Origin of the sequence: Alicyclobacillus sp. SO9, assembly GCF_016406125.1 — a bacterium.
GTDB lineage: Bacteria > Bacillota > Bacilli > Alicyclobacillales > Alicyclobacillaceae > SO9.
On sequence record NZ_CP066339.1, the window covers coordinates 992,214 to 1,010,785 of the forward strand.

An 18,572-nucleotide genomic window follows, 5' to 3' on the forward strand; every position below is an offset into this window, starting at 1 on the left:
CATCCCGAGGTCGCAGGCATCTGCATCCCAACCTGAAGGAGGTGATTATATTGACTTCCTCCTTGTTTGTCGGAATTGATGTAGGCAGCCAAGAGAACGTGGTTTGCTGCTTAACACAGGACGATGAGAAACGACCTGTGAGTCGATTCACCGTTACCAACAATCGTCCTGGGATTTTAGAGTTTCAGGATCGTATCTCCAAGCTGGCAAAACAGAAACAGGCTGAAGAGATTCTCTTTGGTCTCGAACATACTGGATGCTACTCAACCCATGCCGCCATGTATCTGCAACGTCATTTGGACTTTGGTGTTCAGCGTAGGGTCTACGTCTTTAACCCCAGTCTTATCAGGGAGTTTAAGAAATCCCATTACCTGAGTGCCCCCAAGAACGATAGAGTAGATGCCTGGTTTATCGCAGCTAAGCTTCGGACAGGCCTTCTCCCGCATCCCTTTACCTGGAGCGAGCCGCTCATGGCGTTGCAGCGCTTGACGCGAGCCCGCTACCACCTGATGCAGGATCTGTCTAGAGAGAGCAACTTCCTCATGACGAACTTGTATCTCAAGTTCAGTGACTACAGCAGCACAGGTCCCTTTAAGAGAAACAAGCTCTCGGCAACTTCCATTGCTGTCATGGAGGAATTCGAATCCGTTGAGGAACTCTGTGAGATGCCCCTTGAGCGTCTCATTGAATTCCTTGTGGCACATGGCAAGAACCGATTCGAAAATCCTGAGGTCGTTGCTAAAGTGCTACAGAAGGCTGCTCGCTCCTCGTACCGGCTACCCCAGTCGATGTCGGACTCGGTCAATCTCGCAATGGCTTCTAGTATTCGCGTGATTCGAACGGTACAAGAGCAACTGAAGGCACTACGCAAAGGAATTGAGGACCACTTGGCGACGATCCCGCAAACCCTTGATTCCATTCCCGGTATCGGTCCCATTCTTGCTTCCGGCATTGTAGCTGAGCTGGATGTAAGCCAGTTTAAGAGCCACGCGGAAGCCGCTAAACACGCCGGGCTCGCTTGGACCGTTCACCAGTCCGGGAAATTCACAGCCAACCGAACTCGACTGATTCATTCTGGCAACCGCTACCTCAAGTACTACATGGTTGAAGCGGCAAACAGTGTCCGGGTGCACGACCCTGTTTTCGCCGAGTACTATGCCAAGAAGAGAGCGGAGCCAAAGGAATTTGCCGAGGGACGTACCCTTGCGCTTACAGCCCGGAAACTGATGCGAGTGGTCTTCTATCTGCTAAAGACCAACCGACTTTACACTCCGGAAGGAGGGGTCCGACAACGCGCATAAACTTACCGCGATCGACCTCTATCCACCAGTTCCTAGGTTTTTCACCATATTTTAAAAATCTAGGTAGGGTGGGCTTAGTTGAGTATTGCTAATTTTGGCACCACGTCCAACGTAGTAGCAATTCGACAAATATTATGTCACCTTAGGGCCTTGACATCGTACCGCTGCTCTTTCCTATACGGCATCGTACGTAATTGCTGCTGGACTTGTATCGGCATTTGTCCGTCAAACAAGTAGGGTTATTGCCCATGCTGGGGTATACAACGTGAAGTACGGTGGGATGAGTAAGTACGAAGAGTTCCTTTGGCGAGACGGTGAACTATTGCCTGAACCAATGGGAGAAGCTCGTAACATTCTTGAAAGATGGGAATCTGGAAGTCGAGAATAATCGTAGCGAGCGGTCTATGGAACCTTTCGTTTTTGGGAAGAAAGTCTTGGTTGTGTGATCAAAAAGGATTTCAGACGTCTAATTAACATACGAACAACAGAGAAGTTGAAGCACAGTGGCCTGGAATGACTTCCAACCGCTGTTAGCGGGTGCAATGGTGACTGGTGAGACGGATCTCACCTTTAAAAATGGACTAAAAAGTGTTAAACCATTAAAGATAACGTGGAAAGAGCACGGTGTTGTTCACCACGAAACCCCAGGCTTTCAAAAGTGGAATAGCGATGTAGTTGTTACCAAGAAGCAGGGGGTAACGCAGAGCGTTATGTTTACTTTAAAGTATAATCTAGGAAAATACATGTGGGGATATCAGACGACTCCGGGGAAAAAATCCTTTGAAATGGGGTTGCCGAACGAAGGAATGACGCATATCACCCAACCGATTGCAAAGATGACCCTTTTTGTTGGAGGGCAATCAGATACTGTCACTTGAAGCGTCAGAATTCGCCATCAACTTGACACGTAACGAGAAGGAGACCTGCATAGGTCTCCTTCTTTGGATAAAAAGTGTTGGAGGGGAAAGTGGCAGAGAACAGTTGTTTATTTTGTACAACTATTCAGTTGGGCACCCAGTCTTCTACTCTACTCACAGGTTCAATGAGACCATGATAGACTTGATAGGGTAAGGATGGTAAATGATGTCCGATTATGATTACTGAAAGGAGCAGTCATATGAATTTTAGTATGAAAGAGGCTATTGAGGTTCTTGAACGTACCCCAAAAACACTAGAATATTTTCTATCTGGTTTATCGGATGGATGGCTGCAATGCAATGAAGGGGAAGGGACGTGGAATGTTTCTCAAGTAATTGGGCACCTCATTGAGGCAGAGAAAAACAACTGGATTCCAAGATTAGAATTTATTCTTCAAGAAGGTGAAAATAAACCGTTTCCCCCATTTGATCGTTATTCTCACTTAAATGAAGGCTCTGACAGACCGATTGAACAAAAGTTTCTTGAATTTGAGACAATAAGAACACTAAACATAAGCAAACTTAAAGTTCTTATCGAACCTGAATTGCATCTTGAATTGACGGGCTATCACCCTGCATTCGGCATCGTGAAGTTAAGAGAATTACTTTCTACCTGGGTCGTACATGATTTAACGCATCTTGCACAAATCGTGCGGGTTATGGCAGAGAGATATAGATCCGACGTAGGATCGTGGAAAGAATATTTAAGTATATTGAAACGTAACGAGTGAATGACCAAGCACAAGAGGTGTCTCAAATGCCATACCGAGTTAGTATTCAAATGATCTAATGACGGGTTTTCTTGGAGAACCGCGATATCGTGTTTACGCACGATGGGAAGTTTTTATGAGTGACGATCAAGGAAATTGAAGGAGGTTTGTAACCACTCGGCCCGATTGGTAAAATCACGCGCCATGGGGTCTTTTGTTGAATCCAACTAGGTTAATGTGTGCCCCCAGAAGAGGAGGAGATTCGTGTATAGTTGCGGACCTCGTTGAGTTATTTTCGGAGACTAAAAGGTTGGGTACTTATCCGGGGAGGCCCTCGCTAAGAAAGGCTACTTGTAGAGGCTGGAACTTCACGAAATTTGCTAGCCTGCATTTTACATTTATAGAAGACGAACCAAAGTTACATTATCTGCAATTGATAAATCTTTTGTTCCAATGTATCTGCTTTATTACGGCAGATTAAGATATCAGGACGCTGGCAGACCAATGTTCGGATTTAGATAATCATATTTATTTAGCCTCCCTCAGTGTCACGACTGACTAAGGGAGCATTGTTTTTTAGGAATAAGCTTCCCATCACAACAATTGCGGCAACTAAAGCCCCATTAGAAACCCAGAGACGACGATAATTTGGTTTTTAATTTCTGAATGTTTTGTTCATTTCTGGACTACGTTGTGTTTAATGTCGCTCTTGTCCTGATGTGATTGCTTATCGGCCGACAGTTCGACTAGCAGTTTGGTGATTATGTTTTAAAGGGTATTTTTGTATAGGTCTGAAGTTATTTGAAGATGCATACAAATGTTTTCAGCCGTCACAAATAACAGGCGGTTGAATCTTCAGGCAGGCGAATTATTGTGAGCTAATGCAACGAGCCTGAACTCATGAAAAGGAGAAGTGAGAATTGGCCCAAATCAGAGAGTTGTTAGACCAGTCCCAAGAGCAACAAACACGTGAGCAATTAGACTTCCTGTTGACCGCGGCTAAGGCAAAGCTTGATACCTTCGTTACTGAAATCAATGACATCTATCGATTTCCAGAGAAGCAGGAAGGCATTCAGGTTGTAGGTAATCGCGCAGTTGCTTCGTACAAAGAGTACAGAGCAGACGTGAGCCAAGGTGTCGATAGTCAGATTTCAGAGCTAATCGACAAATTCTTTAGTGGTACTGAAGAAGGTATTAAAAATGGATTTGTCGATATCATCAAAGTGGGACTCCAAACTATTTTGGGGAATGAATCGGCTGGCGAGCAAGAACAGCATTTCTTCTGTATTGTACCCAATGGTCTTGTCATCACACGTATGGATGTGAAATGCTGGAGATACAACTATTCCAGCACGGGGATTATTGGAAAGGTGAAGAACGCTTTCTGCTTCTACACGTCGCTGGCCACGGTCAACCTCAAGTCTTTAACCCCAGAAGAAATCGTGTTTTTCTACCAACAACTCATTGGGCCGGATATTGACAAAATTAAAGAGTTTATTGAAAAACTCAAGGAGCTCTATGGCTTCTTAAAGGACAAATCGCCTGAGGAAGTTCACGCAATGCACTTGAAGCAGGTCCGGGGGCTAGGTCGTCTCAACTCTGATGAATAATAACAGAAATCATTACGTGAAATAGGGGTTTCAAGGCATGAAGGTGTGCGAGGTCGACTCGCTTTATAACTTTGCACCCGTAGAGATTCAGTGTGACGCGGACATACGAAAGGAGTTCCTGGATGTTAATCGTAATTACAAGAGACGAAGATGTTATGGAGTGGGCCTCTTCTCCTGAATCAGGTGCAGACGCTTGGGGCAGCATACGGCAATTGTCGGCTGGCACCCAGAGTGACGCGAATCGAGAGATGAGGCTTTTGCTATCTCAGGTCCAATCTGGAGAGCCACTGTGCATCACGGGCCATGGCAACGACACGGAAGTGGGTGACGAAGGCAGTCATCCTGCGGATTGGACGTGGACACATTCCCAATTGGCAGCCCTTCTTGCGGAATTAGGCGAGGATTATATAGCTCCCATCCTCATGGAGGTTTGCGCCGAGACAGTGACGGACTTTGCTGCCCATCTCGTCTTGTCACTTGAAAAGAGAAATGCTCTCGCCGGGGTCTGGGTATACGGCTACAATAAGAGTATTAGTATACGACATCCCTTCCCAAAACCCGTCTCACTCGACAAGAACCTTGAGCTCTATGCCAAACAAGTCCAATAGTTGAGAACGTCCAGAGTTCTAGCATAGAGGTCAGAGAGAATACGCTGTCGTGACGGAAACTTGCGATGCATATACAAGGTTTTGCGAACCCGCTACGGCGGGTTCTTTTAATTGGAGTCTAATTTGAAGTGACGGCTTTGGTTCGCTGGAGAGAGATTTATGGACATTCGATATCAAATAAGACTGACGTCTGTGCATTAATTTTGTTGACTTATTGCAACCCTATTGGGATGCAGTAGCAGTACCACAGAATTGACATCTATTTACCCTAACGATTCTGATTTAAATACTGCTATCAATTTGCCAAGTTAATACTAAAGGAAATTGTGAGGTTTCCCCGCACCATAATTGAAGGGAATTTATTTGTAAGAAAACTTTACCCGTACAGTCGATGTTGAATTCCCATATCCGTAAGTAATTTTATACCAACTACTAGAGTGAACTCTAAACTGGTAATAGGGATATATACTATTTGTATTCACCGATACATGCTGATTTGACGCCCCCACAACTCTGACTTCCATGAAATTCGCAGGAACTTGTATTCCAACATTTATCAGATCACTTGAGTGACTACTTTTCGTAGCCCAAGTTGTGAAATGAATGATAAGACTATTATTATTACCAAGTAATAGCCAGTATTGCTTAGGATTCTCCTTAGATAAAGTTTTTATAAAACCAAATTTGGTAACGTCATTGCTGTTTTTCCCCTCTTTAAACCGGCCATCATTAGATGACAGATCTACATCACTGAGGCGTTGTTTGCTAATTTTAAATGGGTAATTGCCTCCATGAAGTGATTTCGTAGAGACGCAAATTGAATAGCTATTGGTCGGTATATCGATTAAAGAGGACAACTTGGGAAGCTTCCCTGATTTTTGAGAACTATCCTGTGTTACAGAATTGGAGTATCTGGAATAGAGAGTGCCTTTGCGGTGTATTTGTGTTGTATTCCCGCATCCAACTAATACTGAGCAAATGGTTATCGCGGTACTGCTTAATAATAAAGTACGTTTTGTATGCAATTAAATCTCCCCTTGGTACGTACTTTTTACATGACGAAATATAAGGACTTGGTGTTACATGCAGAGGATAAATAAACCTTCTTATCGTTCATAGAAAGGTGGATGTCGGGAGAAACCGAAGGTCTGGATGTGGAATCGAACGATATGAGTTGGACGCTGTGTTTACGCGTGTAATTAGATGGAGATTCATTCGTCTAGACCATTGAGGTGAAATGATGGACGTAGATGAAATCGAAGAGTGGTTTCGGTGTTATGCCGATGACGTAAAGACGTTTCTCGTTTATTACCTTCGGCGGACGGATGTTGATGACTTGGTACAGGAAACATTTATTCGAGCTATGGGAGGACAAGTACAATTTCGGCGGCAAGCTAATCCAAAGACATGGTTACTTGCCATTGCTCGAAATCTTGCTGTGGATTTTGTTCGTACCCAGCAGTTCTCCCGTTACATCCGATATTCAGCAGGTAGATCTGATGTCTACGCAGCCATTGCCAGAGGATATTGCTTTGCTTCACGACCAAGTATCGGAGGTCATGCAGGCACTGATGGAAATCCCTAAGCAAAAACGAGAGATTATCCTCTTGCGAACGCTGATGGGGTTATCTGTTTCAGAGACAGCCTATCTTCTCGGCTGGACAAGAAACACATGCTGTTGAATTTGGCACAGACGTTCGATAAACAATTTTTAAAGGCAATTGGCAAATGAAAGTGGAGAAACACTACGATACGTAGTCAGGGGCGTTAAAATGAAATGAATCTCTATAATTGTCGGTTTTGTAGTTATAGCGATTGTACTTGTTTTCGGGATCTCGTCGTATTACATCAGTTGGGGACCCAATGCGGTTAGTCTCGTATCAACTTCTGTTCTAAAAGTCGAAGCTAAACAACACTCTAAGAATGTTACGCAGCAGTGGATTGTCGCCAGTGTTCAAGAGAGTCTGCATCCGTACTTAAAAATCTTTGTAAAAGACCCCAAAGTGTGGAACTTGATTCAGGTAGGAAGGAAGTATTATGCCAGTTTCGACAAACACAGAGACGGTAGATGGACTTTGGGTCAGATATCTAGGCTAGGAGATTCAAATTTTATAAGGTGACTCGGGCAGCAATTGAGATTCTATTGCGCACATAGGTACGTCTGTCTGAGATGGGATTTACCAGGCTACTAAGTACATAATTATGCAGAGCGCTGATACGGGGTTTCCGGTACTCTCGGGCTTATGCAATAGCCTCTCTTTCGAGAATTCAAGTAGAAAGAGGATAGCTTTGAAAGACAATAAGACGTATGAAGTGGTTTGAGACATTCGATTGGCGCTAATAAATACGCCCCGATATCTACTGCAACAATCGAGAAACGACGTACATCCCTTCAGAGTTCTCACTACAAATATGTTGAAAAATTCCTAAAAGCGGAATATCTTTGGATTCCGACTGCATATGTTTGGAATTGTTTCACAAATCATTCACTTTGGAGGGGAATTAATGATTCGAAAGACACTTGTTCAGGCTGCGATGACGACTGCTGTAGCTGGGGCCCTATGTATTCCTGTCACCACGTTTGCGGCAACAGAGGGAACCCATTACACTCATCCGGGCGTCGTCATTAAAAACACACCAATGAGGCGTGTACCCACCAACATTCGAACCCCAAACCTCGCAAGAAGGGTCCATAATCTTGGTTGGGCAGCATCCAACTGGTCAGGCTACGCAATTTCCGGGAGCACCTACAATGACATCACCGGTAATTGGACGGTTCCTACAGTCAAGAGATCCAGCGGTAACACGTACTCGTCATCCTGGATTGGCATCGATGGTTTCAACAACAGCAACTTGATACAAACAGGGACTGAACAGGATTATGTCAATGGTCATGCTCAATACGACGCATGGTGGGAGATTTTGCCGGCGGCGGAGACGGTTATTCCAACAATGGCTGTCAGCCCTGGCGACCACATGAGTGCGCATATTCACAATAACGGGAATGGGACTTGGACCATAACCCTAAAAGACTTGACCCAAGGTGAATCGTTTAGCACAACACAATCGTATTCAGGACCTGGTTCCTCCGCAGAATGGATTCAGGAGGCACCACAAATCAATGGCTCCATCGCGACCTTGGCCAACTACGGTGCCACAACATTCGATCCTGGCACGGTGAACGGTGGAAACCCCAGGCTCACTTCCTCCGATGGAGGCTATATGATTCAAAACGGTTCAGTGGTGTCGGATCCGTCTAACCCGGATTCCGACACGGATGGATTTAATGTCATCTTTGGATCAACGCAGCCAAGTGCTCCCCTATCTTAATTTGTATCAAGGTTCTATTTGAGACAGTAAAACTCCCCTGCGCAATACCGCGCAGGGGAGAATGGTAAGAGCTACAGCATGTGTCACTCTTGTGACTTTTATCGCAGATAAATCTTCTATTGTAAAAACCAAACAAATCTGTTTTGACAATCTGTAGTATTGCTTTCAGTATGTCAATGAAATTATTAAATATGTAAAGGGCATACCAACGGAAACGTTGGGGCGCAAAGCTGAGGGTCTACGGAATGGAAACCAATGGGAAACCCATTCTATGACAGTCTGGCCGCGATTGTAATGGGAGCGCCCTGCCTGGGGGTGCTTTTTTATTGCCGCTGTGTCGAGAATGGCGGGGAAAAAACTCCAGATGGAAACGACGTTTAAATAGAGATGAGGAGAAGGTTTATGACACTGACGCTTCGCAAAAAAATCATTGGCAGCTTCTTAATCGTAGCTATATTAAGTGGAATCATAGGCGTTATCTCTGTTTACTACAACCACAAGTTAGATGGATCATACTCAAACATTACAAATCGCGCTTCTGTCATATTGAACAATGCTACCAGAATGGAATACCTGTCTGAGCATGAAGTCAGTTTACTTAGAGAACACTTTGCAACGAATGCCCCCGATGATCAAAAGGGGATTCATAGCACCGCGCAACAATTAAGCCAGTTAGTAAAGAAAACGTTGCTCCTGAATCCAACGAAAACGAGTGTCACAAAACTAAATAAACTGGCAACAATGAACCAGAAATTTGTTGCTGAGTCGGACAACGTCTTTCAAATGTCCAACTCAAAATCTGCATTACAATATACGATAAAAAACAACCTATTCGAATACGGTGTAAACATGCGAAATGTTGCAGCCAGTGTAGCAAAAACCACTCAAGCGAACTTGAGCCATGCCAAATTGGTAAACCATCAGATATCCCGGAAAACGAATATTGTCGTTATATCTCTTACTATAGTTTTGTTTCTGATAGCTATTGCAGCCGGTGTGATTACGTCCACATTAATTACAACGCCGTTGCTCGCATTAATGAGAGAAACTGAAATAATGGCTGCAGGCGATTTGACACGTGATGATGTGATGATTAAGTCCAAGGATGAAGTGGGCTCTTTAGCACAAGCATTTAATAGAATGAAAAACAATTTAAGATCCATCATACAGAGCGTAAGTGAGTCCTCACAGCAGGTAGCTGCATCCGCGGAAGAACTTTCGGCAAGCTCTGATGAAACCAGTAAAGCAACAGAGCAGATCGCCGCTACCATCCAACAAGCTGCCGACGGTACTCAAAAACAGTCGCTGAACCTTGAAGAGGGAAAGCAATCTATTCTAGAAATGACGAACGGGATTCAGCACATTGCTGAAAACACGAACAATGTAGCCATATCAGCCGAGGATGCGAACCGCAAGTCTGTGACCGGAAATGAAGCCATTCAAACCGCTGTACAACAAATGAGCTCGATTCAAAATACCGTAACAGATTTGTCCAGCGTGGTGCAGCAGTTAGGTTCGAAATCTCAGGTAATTGGTGAAATAACTGATGCCATTACCAGTATTGCCAGTCAAACTAATTTATTAGCGTTAAATGCTGCTATTGAAGCTGCTAGAGCAGGAGAAAGCGGTCGAGGATTTGCCGTAGTAGCAGATGAAGTAAGAAAATTAGCTGAAGAATCATCTAAATCTGCAGAACAAATTGCGGCATTGATTAGGCAAATCCAAGATGGAACGAGTCAAGCGGTGTCCGTCACCGCAGCAACAGCTAGCCAGGTATCCCATGGTCTTAAGGCTGTCAATCAAGCAGGAGTATCATTCGAGGATATTGGATTCGCAGTGAGCTCAGTGAGTGAGCAAATTCAGAATGTATCGGCCGCAACCCAACAACTTTCCGCTGGGGCCGTTCAACTCAATGATGCTGTTTCGGAGATTGCTCAAATATCCGAGGTAACTGCTTCCGGTATGCAGACAGCGTCTGCGTCTACTGAAGAACAACTCGCCGCTGCTGAAGAGATTGGTGCTTCCGCATCTTCGCTTAGAGATATGGCAGAGCAGCTACAAGAATTGATTGGGCAATTTCGTATTTGAGAACGTATTAGAGAACGTATTAGAGAACGTATTAGAGAACGTATTAGAGAACTATCCACTCAGAATTAGTGGGTTAACTTTAGATATGAGGTCCGAAGCCATGCCAAACGGACACATCCTCCGGTCAAAATGAAAACCGGCTGCCTTGCGTTACAGCCGGTTGATTCTGGTTTGTTGCGGCATTGTTGTTACTTGGCTCCTTAGCGTTTGCCGACCTTTAGGTCTCATTGGGCTACAACCGGGATCCACATTTCACCAACGACAAGGTCATCCTGTCGTCCCGTCACAACGATTGTGTTTGGGCCACCCACATAGGCGTAGTTTTTGATTTCTGCCAAGGCTTGACCAAAGGCAATACCGGAAAGCGTATTATTTAATTCAGCAGCTGTCTCTGATTCTCCTTTAACAACTAGGTATTGCCCTTGTGGAAATTGAATAATTCTTGCGCCTTCTGGTGCAGATGACGTTGTCATGACACCAGCGTAATGCATCATCTTGCCATTCACCGCTTCATTGACAGCAAAAATGTAATCATTTGAGGCAATGGCTCTTAAACTCTCCAGTGTGCCATCTTGATCTGCGGCCTGCCAAAAATCCGCTTTTTCCTTGTTTAAACCAGCAAAGTCTGTGTAGTGACTCTTTAGCTCAGTTCCCAGTCCTACAACGGTGAAGCTGTCTTTTTCCTCTAAGGCATAATTGGCCATCGTTACAATCGTCCTTTCCGTTTGTATATCAAATGTCTTGTCTTCTTCATTTGATGGGTATAGGATAACCTTAAATTATGTCAGAAAACGATACTGTTTAGGAGTTCTGATGAAAAAAGTCGAACGTATCAATACCATCATGCGGTACATCAATAACCGGGCCCGCTTTACAATTTCTGAAATCATGCGGGAGTTTGACATCTCTCGCTCGACAGCCATACGAGATATCAAAGAGATTGAGGCCATGGGAATGCCGCTTATCGCCGAAGTTGGGAGGGATGGGGGTTATCTTGTCATGTGCAATTCCGTCCTCCCAGATGTTCGCTTTACCAACGATGAGATGAAAGCTCTTTTTATTGCGTTCATGGCTACAAGAAATCAACAACTTCCTTATCTGAAGAGTCGACAGTCTTTAGCCGAAAAGCTGCTCGGCCTAATTTCAGAAAACCAGCAGGATGAGCTTGTTTTGTTAAATGAGATCTTGGTCTTTGAAGGGACCAACCCGCATGACCCGGATTTGCTTGAACTCTCAGACCTTCCCCATCCCATACTAGAGAAGTTAATCCAAGCCCTGCTTTGGGACCGGCGCTTACTGATTAGCATCCAAGAAGGGAAGCTGACAAAATCCTATTCAATTTATGTATTGCATCTTTTTCGTGAAAAGAGTCTGTGGCTGATTGAAGGTTTCGATATAGCGGCTGCAAAAAAGGAACTTTTTTACGTCGATCACCTCACAAGTGTCGAACCCTATCCGACGAAGAGGCCGTTGAGCAAGAAAGAGATTTTAGAAGAACTCAGTCGCCAAAAAGATGTCATTAACCTCGTTATTGACCTTGGTCCAAAGGCCATTGCTCAGTTCAAAAAATACCATCCGTTAACTGCGTCTCTCTCCTACACGAATCCTTATCAAACAACGGCGGTTCTAAAGACTTTCGTGAATGTTCAGAATCCCGAAGAATTAGAAGAAATAATAAGTTGGTTACTCTTTTTAGGTCAGGATGTCAAGGTCAGAACGATACCTGAAGAGGTCATTCAAGGACTGGAAGAGAGAGTGTATTTATGACTAGGTTGCAGTGCTCTGGAAGCGGCACGCGTGCTAGTAATACAAGTGTGTAAAGACACCAATCGACTTTAAGTCTTTTGGGATTAAGTTATGAATTGAGCTATATACGATATCTACCTTGTCATGAGGTATAGCACCATCGACAGTGTTTTTTGATAGGACTGTATATATTTCTTGAACAAGTTTCTTTGCTTGGTTTGGCGTAATAGTTACAACTGTTTTATCATTGGTTCCTACTAGAAACTTCATATTATTTCCAACTAGAGCCATAGCTACATATGAGACAAAAGAAGCGTCTTGCTGAATGAGTTGGGCATTTTTCTGGTTATGAGCCGCGGCCTGTAGATAAAGGTTTTCTAACCCGTTAGCTGCATAGCTCATATTCACAGAAGCACGTTGATAACCAGGAAAACGGAACCCGCCTCCATCTGCAAGATATACATGAGATATGAGATGATTATATAGACTATGCGTGTACTGATGTTGTCGATTGATTCTCTTTAGAAAAACAGTGTTTAGAATGAGAGAAGTGACGAATCCAATAGATAGAATTAGGAAAACAGTATTAGCTAAGCGTTTGCGAAGGATGGGCCATCTTCCTCTCTAAAAGGTTAGCTCTACTCTATTCATATTGCGATAAGGGCTGCAATTGCAAACGGGATCGATCGTGTTAGCAGGGAGGCTAACACAGGTCTCGCTTTTCTTCAAACGTAACACTACCTGTCAAGAGTACGCTCAAAATTCTCGTCTCTGGCCGTCACCTGACTTACATACATCATTCGATGATGGTCGAGTGCTCCGTCAATTAGAATGGATGTGGGACAGGAGAAAGGATTTGGAGGCGATTAAACAAAATGACACGTGGTATCGATGAACTCACGGAAACTCGGATTATCTCTCCGAAAATACTGTACTTTGGAACACCGGTAGTGCTGCTAACAACGCTGAATGAGGACGGTTCAAGCAACATTACACCTATGTCGTCAGCATGGGCCTTGGGCAACTCTATTGTTCTTGGACTTGGTGCAGGCGGACATGGCTTTGCAAATTTGCGCAGGCATGGGGAATGTGTTGTTAATGTCCCCAGCCCAGAATCATGGAAGAAAGTAGAATCGCTCGCGCCGTTGACCGGTGCCAATCCGGTTCCTGAACACAAGCGAAAGGTATTCCGATACGAGAAAAACAAATTTAGCGTGTCTGGTCTTACAGTAGTTCAATCTCACCGAGTGCTACCTAGTCGGATTGATGAATGTCCGTTGCAAATTGAGGCAAAGGTTAGAGATATTCGTCTGACAGGAGAAGCTGCACGCTTTGGTATTATTGAAGTGGAAGCGCTGACTGTGCACGCACACGAAGACATTGTACTGGACGACTCTCACATCAATACCGCAGCTTGGAGCCCGCTCATTTATAACTTTCGCCATTATTTTGGGCTTGGCGAAGAACTTGGAAAAACGTTCCGAGCAGAAGCATAGGTCGTTGTTTGAATACGAGGAGGAAAGTAATGAAAGAGATTGCACATACGCCAAAACCACCGTATTTTGCCGTAATCTTTACATCGAAACGAACAGATTTTGAGGATGAATACGCCGATGTGGCGGAGGAGATGTTTCGGCTGGCTTCCATTCAACCAGGATTCCTAGGTGTGGAGAGCGCTGACGACGGGTTAGGAATAACGGTATCGTATTGGGCGTCTCTTGAGGCAATTCAAGCGTGGAAACGAAATGAGCGACACATGATGGCCCAAGATAGAGGAAGGGCTGATTGGTATCGCGAATACAAAACAAGGGTGTGCAAAGTCGAAAGAGACTATGAGTATGAGGCTGATTGAATGCTTACATTGAGATGACTGTGTGAGTTTGGGTAAGTAACGTGCCAAATTTAGGCTGGGTCTTGGTTCAAGGAGAGATGTAGATGGTTCCTAAATTGTATGCGGCTTGGCTTACAGTCATTTCTAGTTCCGTGCTCAGCGGTTGCTCGATGATATCAAACCATCAGCCGCGACAGAGCAACTATGCAGTATCGTTTTCAATCGACAATACCGCGCCGTTCCTTCGTGGAGTGAAGGGGGAATATCAGACTCAGTTCGACGTGAATGTATCCAATTGGAGTCAAAATTATGATAAGAAGAGTTGTGAGGTATTCCTCATTGTAACAGACAAAAATCATGTTCCAGTTACTGATTTGGAAACGAATAGCCCTAATCAGTTCTCATACGGTGGCTGGTTCAATCGCAATGCGGAAAATCCTGTTTTGGAATCTTTGGGACTACAGCCATTTCCGACTCATGCAACCGTAAACAACTGGTTCAACGTGGGAAACACCTCGCAAGCTGCCTCAAAATTCATCGCACGCACGAATCAACCAGTCCCGCGTAAGGATTGGCGGTTCGTTATCATGGGATTACGCGGCAATCGCCGTGGAGGAAAAGTTTTGTGGACGAAAGTTGTGCCACCTTCCAACGTGGCTATTCCAAGATAGCTGGTATCAGCAGGTTGAGTGGCCCGATTAGCCTGCTGTCATTGGTTAAGTCGAGGTGGAGCATAATAATACAAATGTTTTCTTTATTAATCAGCTACCGTTATAGTTAAAAAAGACCGACTAGTCGGTTTTGATTGTGCCATAGAGACTTTCGCCGTAATGGACATCGCAGCGGGTCGATGGAGCAATTCAGTGGACTTGTGCCCAAAGTTGTGAGTGGCGGAAGCTTAACGAGAGGAGAGGGACACGTGCAGATTACGAGAATGAGTGAGTGTTCGTTGAACACTGCACTGGAAGTATGGAACATGGGGTTCAAGGGGTACTTTGTGAATGTGACCATGACGCTTACTCAGTTCGTTAAAAGGGTAGCAAATGATGGATTATCTCCTGAACATTCGCTGATTGCATGGGTCGATGGAAAACCCATAGGATGCATCTTCACCGGAGTTCGAGACATTTCTGGTAAACGAATTGCCTGGAACGGAGGAACAGCTGTCGTTCCTGAGCATCGAGGACAGGGTGTTGGACAGCGTATGATGCAAGCGTGTCTGGACGTATATCGTGAACTTGACGTTGACGTTGCCTATTTGGAAGCGCTCGTTCAAAATGCCCCAGCAATCAGGTTATATCAGCAGTCTGGATATAAGATTGTCAATACCGTAGCTCTTCTAGTTCGCAATGGGCCATTATCCGCTCGGGCTTTTGAAGGTGAAACTGGGTCGTGGAGAACGGTGAAATCCGGATTACCGCATGAAGTCATGTCATTACCTTTTTATCAACCATTTAGTACTTGGCAGACGCAGTGGCAAAGTCTAGCTGGGGGTGAGTCTTTAATCCTTTATGACAATGAGGCGACGCCCATAGCTTATGCCTTATACAAACGTACACCAGACGAAAGCGGCATAACGAAGTCAATTGTCTTATACCAATGTGAAACAATTCCTAGCTTGCAAAACAAAACAAGTGCTCTTAGGCGGTTGTTGCACGATGTGTATGTCCAGCACGAATTAGACTGCATGCGAATGGCAGTAAACATTCCAGTCTCGAACCGCGAAGTCATTGGGATACTCGAGGGAGAAGGATTTACGATATCAGAGCAGCAGGTAAGTATGATGCGTCAGATGAAGAGGTGATGGAACTTGGCACCAAAGGTCACAAAAGAGTACCGTGATGAGCGAAGGTCGGAACTGCTTAAAAGTGCACTGCAATGTTTCTCGGACAATAGTTATGCGAACACTACTATAGATGACATTGTTCGCTTGACAGGCGTATCGAAAGGTATGTTTTACACGTATTTTTCAAGCAAAGAGGAAGTATTTCTTGCTCTCGTTATGGAGCGAACTGAACGTTTTCTCGAGCAAATTGAATCAGTATTTTCTGCAATGCCCAATGCTTGGGATAGACTTCGATATTTATTGGAAGTGTATCGTGAACCGTTGCGTTATGACCAACGTCAATGGATCTCTGTCTTTCTTGAGTTCTTTTTGTCCACTTCCCGTAATGAATCTAGAATGGATTTTATGCAACGAAGATACAATCGGTTGATCAAGCTTTTAGAAAACACAGTAAATGAAGGGAAGGCTACTGGGGAATTCCGTCACGATGTCGATTCAACAGCAGTTTCTACATTGTACTGGGCCTTATGTGACGGGCTGCACTTGCACCGTTCGCAACTGACGCAATTGGAGGACAATGATGAAGTCTACCGTACAGCCATTGACATGATGCATAGGTTTGTAACAAACGCCCCAATGAGTTGAAATACTTATTCTCTGTGTTTAGAGGGCCATTAAGTGGGGGATATGACCACAGTCAATTTTTCGTTGACTGTGGTCATTTTTATTCATTAGGGCGGCTGAATAAGTCAAGCAGCGGACCTATCCTAAGATGAGTTTGATTCCTGAGGACATATATCAGAGAAGACAAAGTACAATTTATGCGGAAAGTCACACGAATGACGAAATTGTGGTTCGTAACTGTGATTCAGATCACAGTCACACATACGCTAGAGGCGCAAAATATGTAAAATCCAGTAGAATTCTTTGGGGCGTTTGGCCAACTGGATGCAGGTATCTTTGCAGTGAGTTGAAAATCCTATGTGGATTATTCTTTCTCGTAAAGGGGAGTTACAAATGACTCAAGAAAAATTGTCAGACTTAATTAGTCCTGAAGCTGTGATTAATTTTGAAACTGGTGCGATAAAAGCCAGCACTTTGGATTCCATTATCAAACTTCTGCCATTTGAAATGGGCTTTTGCGATGCTAACGATATTTTTCGCTGGTATTCCGACAATCCCAACCGTGTCCATAGTCGCCGAAAAGAAGCGATTGGCCGGCCCGTGCTTGAGCTTCATCCAAGAGTGGCCAATTACGTTGAAAAATTGTTAAATGATTTTCGCTCAGGAAAACGCGATGAATGGGAATTTTGGTTCCCAAAACGTTCTGGAGAATCTGGTCAAATCTATCAAAAGTTCATGGCTGTTCGCGATGAAAACGGGAAATACCTTGGTTGTATGGATGTGACCGTCAATATCAATCTCTTTCAAGGAAAAGACGGAAAACACACTCCTGAGACGATTGAGGAATTTAAAGCTGTTGAAATGGAATGGTAAACAATCCGGATTAACCTATAAACGACTTCTTCGACTGATATCATCTGACTAAGTAAAACTTGACCCCTGACTCCATCGTGTGGGTGATGATACGCGCTTGTACCCGTTGGCACTTGCGGCCAACGGGTGTTCTGCGTTTGAATATCAATTCATATGGGTCATCGGAAAGCTCCGGCGTTATCCTTCACCCACTGGGAATACGTACGTGCTGGCTTGCCGGTGATTCTTTCGACTGTGTCTAACACAGGTTGAGGCTTAATTCTAGTTCCTTGCATCAGCTTAAAGAGAGCATCCACAATTTCTTCAGGAGCGTGTTGTGTCATATACTGTCTGGCAACTTCCTCAGGAATACTTTGGAAAGCGACTTTTTTACCAAGGACATCCCCGATGATATGAGCCTGGTCCTCCGGATTGAGTGCTTCCGGCCCTGTTAACGTATAGATTTCATTGTCATGCCCTGCAGAGGAAAGAGCCTTGACGGCAACAGAAGCAATATCCTTTGGATCGATGGGAACTGACAATACATCGCCAAATGGGGCCCGAACCATGCCCTCCGTACGAACAGATTCTGCCCACTGCAGCGAATTCGACATGAACGCATCGGGTCTTAGGAACGTCCAAGTAACTCCAGACTGCCTAATCAATTCTTCGACTTCTGCATGCATCCGCCCAATACCGTTCTCAATTGCAGACTCGATGGCACCGGAAGAAAGGAATACAATATGTTCTACTCCTAGTTCTTTCGCAAGTTTCGGAACCTCTTCGCCGCCTGAAATGTATATCAAGAATACTTTATTGACCCCAGTTAACGCTGGTTTCACCGTCTCCATATCTGCGAGGTCTCCGGTCACAACTTCCACACTGTCGGGAAATTGAACCTTTTCTGGATTGCGGCTCAACACTCGAACCCGTTGCCCCATACTATGCAATTGCTCAACGACCTCACGACCCACGTTACCTGTAGCTCCAGTGACTAGAATCATTTTCACAACCTCCGTCCACGGATTTGAATGTAAGTGATTGCTTGCATACTATAAGTTAGTGGTTTAGTATTGAGATGTCAATATGTTCTTGCCTTGTGGAGACAGCTCTCCGGCAGGGAACTGAAGAAGCGATTGCTATCGCTTATTGAGCGTACTGATAACCGG

20 protein-coding genes and 1 riboswitch are annotated in these 18,572 nt (G+C 44.5%); of the genes, 17 read left to right on the forward strand and 3 right to left on the reverse strand.

The window, feature by feature from the left end; genetic code table 11:
- The first annotated feature begins 41 nt into the window (after positions 1–41).
- The 10 genes from GI364_RS04415 to GI364_RS04460 all read left to right on the forward strand — a co-directional run bounded on the left by GI364_RS04415 (position 42) and on the right by GI364_RS04460 (position 10,564).
- Positions 42–1,301, forward strand: a complete 1,260-nt coding sequence (locus GI364_RS04415; protein WP_233096141.1) for an IS110 family RNA-guided transposase — start codon at positions 42–44, stop codon at positions 1,299–1,301.
- Between the two features lie 314 nt (positions 1,302–1,615).
- On the forward strand, positions 1,616–1,747 hold the full coding sequence (locus tag GI364_RS04420) for an IS66 family transposase (RefSeq protein WP_198852490.1): 132 nt from the start codon (positions 1,616–1,618) through the stop codon (positions 1,745–1,747).
- 57 nt (positions 1,748–1,804) lie between these two features.
- Positions 1,805–2,179 (forward strand): hypothetical protein, encoded by a 375-nt coding sequence (locus GI364_RS04425; RefSeq protein ID WP_198852491.1) that lies wholly within the window; start codon positions 1,805–1,807, stop codon positions 2,177–2,179.
- A 239-nt stretch (positions 2,180–2,418) separates the two neighbouring features.
- The gene (locus tag GI364_RS04430) at positions 2,419–2,949 is read left to right on the forward strand and encodes a DinB family protein (RefSeq protein ID WP_198852492.1); all 531 of its coding nucleotides are present in this window, start codon (positions 2,419–2,421) and stop codon (positions 2,947–2,949) included.
- 899 nt (positions 2,950–3,848) lie between these two features.
- The gene (locus GI364_RS04435; RefSeq protein WP_198852493.1) at positions 3,849–4,538 is read left to right on the forward strand and encodes a hypothetical protein; all 690 of its coding nucleotides are present in this window, start codon (positions 3,849–3,851) and stop codon (positions 4,536–4,538) included.
- Between the two features lie 122 nt (positions 4,539–4,660).
- Complete coding sequence (locus GI364_RS04440) at positions 4,661–5,146, forward strand: hypothetical protein (protein WP_198852494.1); 486 nt, start codon at positions 4,661–4,663, stop codon at positions 5,144–5,146.
- Positions 5,147–6,383: 1,237 nt separating this feature from the next.
- Positions 6,384–6,731 (forward strand): RNA polymerase sigma factor, encoded by a 348-nt coding sequence (locus GI364_RS04445; RefSeq protein ID WP_198852495.1) that lies wholly within the window; start codon positions 6,384–6,386, stop codon positions 6,729–6,731.
- Positions 6,718–6,828 carry a sigma factor-like helix-turn-helix DNA-binding protein gene (locus GI364_RS25320; RefSeq protein ID WP_198852496.1) on the forward strand — a complete coding sequence of 37 codons (111 nt, stop codon included), beginning with the start codon at positions 6,718–6,720 and terminating at the stop codon, positions 6,826–6,828. Before GI364_RS04445 ends, GI364_RS25320 begins: the two co-directional genes overlap by 14 nt.
- A 958-nt stretch (positions 6,829–7,786) precedes the next feature.
- A complete protein-coding gene (locus GI364_RS04455) occupies positions 7,787–8,476 on the forward strand; it encodes a G1 family glutamic endopeptidase (protein WP_233096142.1) in 690 nt (229 codons plus the stop codon).
- A gap of 189 nt (positions 8,477–8,665) precedes the next feature.
- A riboswitch (cyclic di-GMP riboswitch) is annotated at positions 8,666–8,767 on the forward strand.
- A 111-nt stretch (positions 8,768–8,878) separates the two neighbouring features.
- Positions 8,879–10,564 carry a methyl-accepting chemotaxis protein gene (locus tag GI364_RS04460; RefSeq protein WP_198852497.1) on the forward strand — a complete coding sequence of 562 codons (1,686 nt, stop codon included), beginning with the start codon at positions 8,879–8,881 and terminating at the stop codon, positions 10,562–10,564.
- Positions 10,565–10,788: 224 nt separating this feature from the next.
- On the opposite strand, the gene GI364_RS04465 is transcribed toward GI364_RS04460, so the two are convergent.
- Positions 10,789–11,268 carry a GyrI-like domain-containing protein gene (locus GI364_RS04465; RefSeq protein WP_198852498.1) on the reverse strand — a complete coding sequence of 160 codons (480 nt, stop codon included), beginning with the start codon at positions 11,266–11,268 and terminating at the stop codon, positions 10,789–10,791.
- 109 nt (positions 11,269–11,377) lie between these two features.
- On the opposite strand from GI364_RS04465, the gene GI364_RS04470 reads away from it, so the two are divergent.
- On the forward strand, positions 11,378–12,331 hold the full coding sequence (locus tag GI364_RS04470) for a helix-turn-helix transcriptional regulator (RefSeq protein WP_198852499.1): 954 nt from the start codon (positions 11,378–11,380) through the stop codon (positions 12,329–12,331).
- A 33-nt stretch (positions 12,332–12,364) separates the two neighbouring features.
- Here GI364_RS04470 and GI364_RS04475 read toward each other — a convergent pair whose 3' ends face one another.
- Positions 12,365–12,712: a hypothetical protein gene (locus tag GI364_RS04475; RefSeq protein ID WP_198852500.1), complete on the reverse strand. Its 348-nt coding sequence runs from the start codon at positions 12,710–12,712 to the stop codon at positions 12,365–12,367.
- Between the two features lie 473 nt (positions 12,713–13,185).
- On the opposite strand from GI364_RS04475, the gene GI364_RS04480 reads away from it, so the two are divergent.
- The 6 genes from GI364_RS04480 (at position 13,186) to GI364_RS04505 (ending at position 17,424) form a co-directional block, all read left to right on the forward strand.
- Positions 13,186–13,806 carry a flavin reductase family protein gene (locus GI364_RS04480; RefSeq protein WP_198852501.1) on the forward strand — a complete coding sequence of 207 codons (621 nt, stop codon included), beginning with the start codon at positions 13,186–13,188 and terminating at the stop codon, positions 13,804–13,806.
- A 29-nt stretch (positions 13,807–13,835) separates the two neighbouring features.
- A complete protein-coding gene (locus tag GI364_RS04485; RefSeq protein WP_198852502.1) occupies positions 13,836–14,162 on the forward strand; it encodes an antibiotic biosynthesis monooxygenase family protein in 327 nt (108 codons plus the stop codon).
- Between the two features lie 83 nt (positions 14,163–14,245).
- Positions 14,246–14,812, forward strand: a complete 567-nt coding sequence (locus GI364_RS04490) for a hypothetical protein (protein WP_198852503.1) — start codon at positions 14,246–14,248, stop codon at positions 14,810–14,812.
- 248 nt (positions 14,813–15,060) lie between these two features.
- Positions 15,061–15,945 (forward strand): GNAT family N-acetyltransferase, encoded by an 885-nt coding sequence (locus GI364_RS04495; protein ID WP_198852504.1) that lies wholly within the window; start codon positions 15,061–15,063, stop codon positions 15,943–15,945.
- Positions 15,946–15,951: 6 nt separating this feature from the next.
- Positions 15,952–16,572: a TetR/AcrR family transcriptional regulator gene (locus GI364_RS04500; protein ID WP_198852505.1), complete on the forward strand. Its 621-nt coding sequence runs from the start codon at positions 15,952–15,954 to the stop codon at positions 16,570–16,572.
- Between the two features lie 372 nt (positions 16,573–16,944).
- Positions 16,945–17,424, forward strand: a complete 480-nt coding sequence (locus tag GI364_RS04505) for a PAS domain-containing protein (RefSeq protein WP_198852506.1) — start codon at positions 16,945–16,947, stop codon at positions 17,422–17,424.
- Between the two features lie 158 nt (positions 17,425–17,582).
- Here the strand turns inward: GI364_RS04505 and GI364_RS04510 are convergent, their stop codons facing one another.
- On the reverse strand, positions 17,583–18,407 hold the full coding sequence (locus GI364_RS04510; protein WP_198852507.1) for an SDR family oxidoreductase: 825 nt from the start codon (positions 18,405–18,407) through the stop codon (positions 17,583–17,585).
- Positions 18,408–18,572 lie beyond the last annotated feature (165 nt).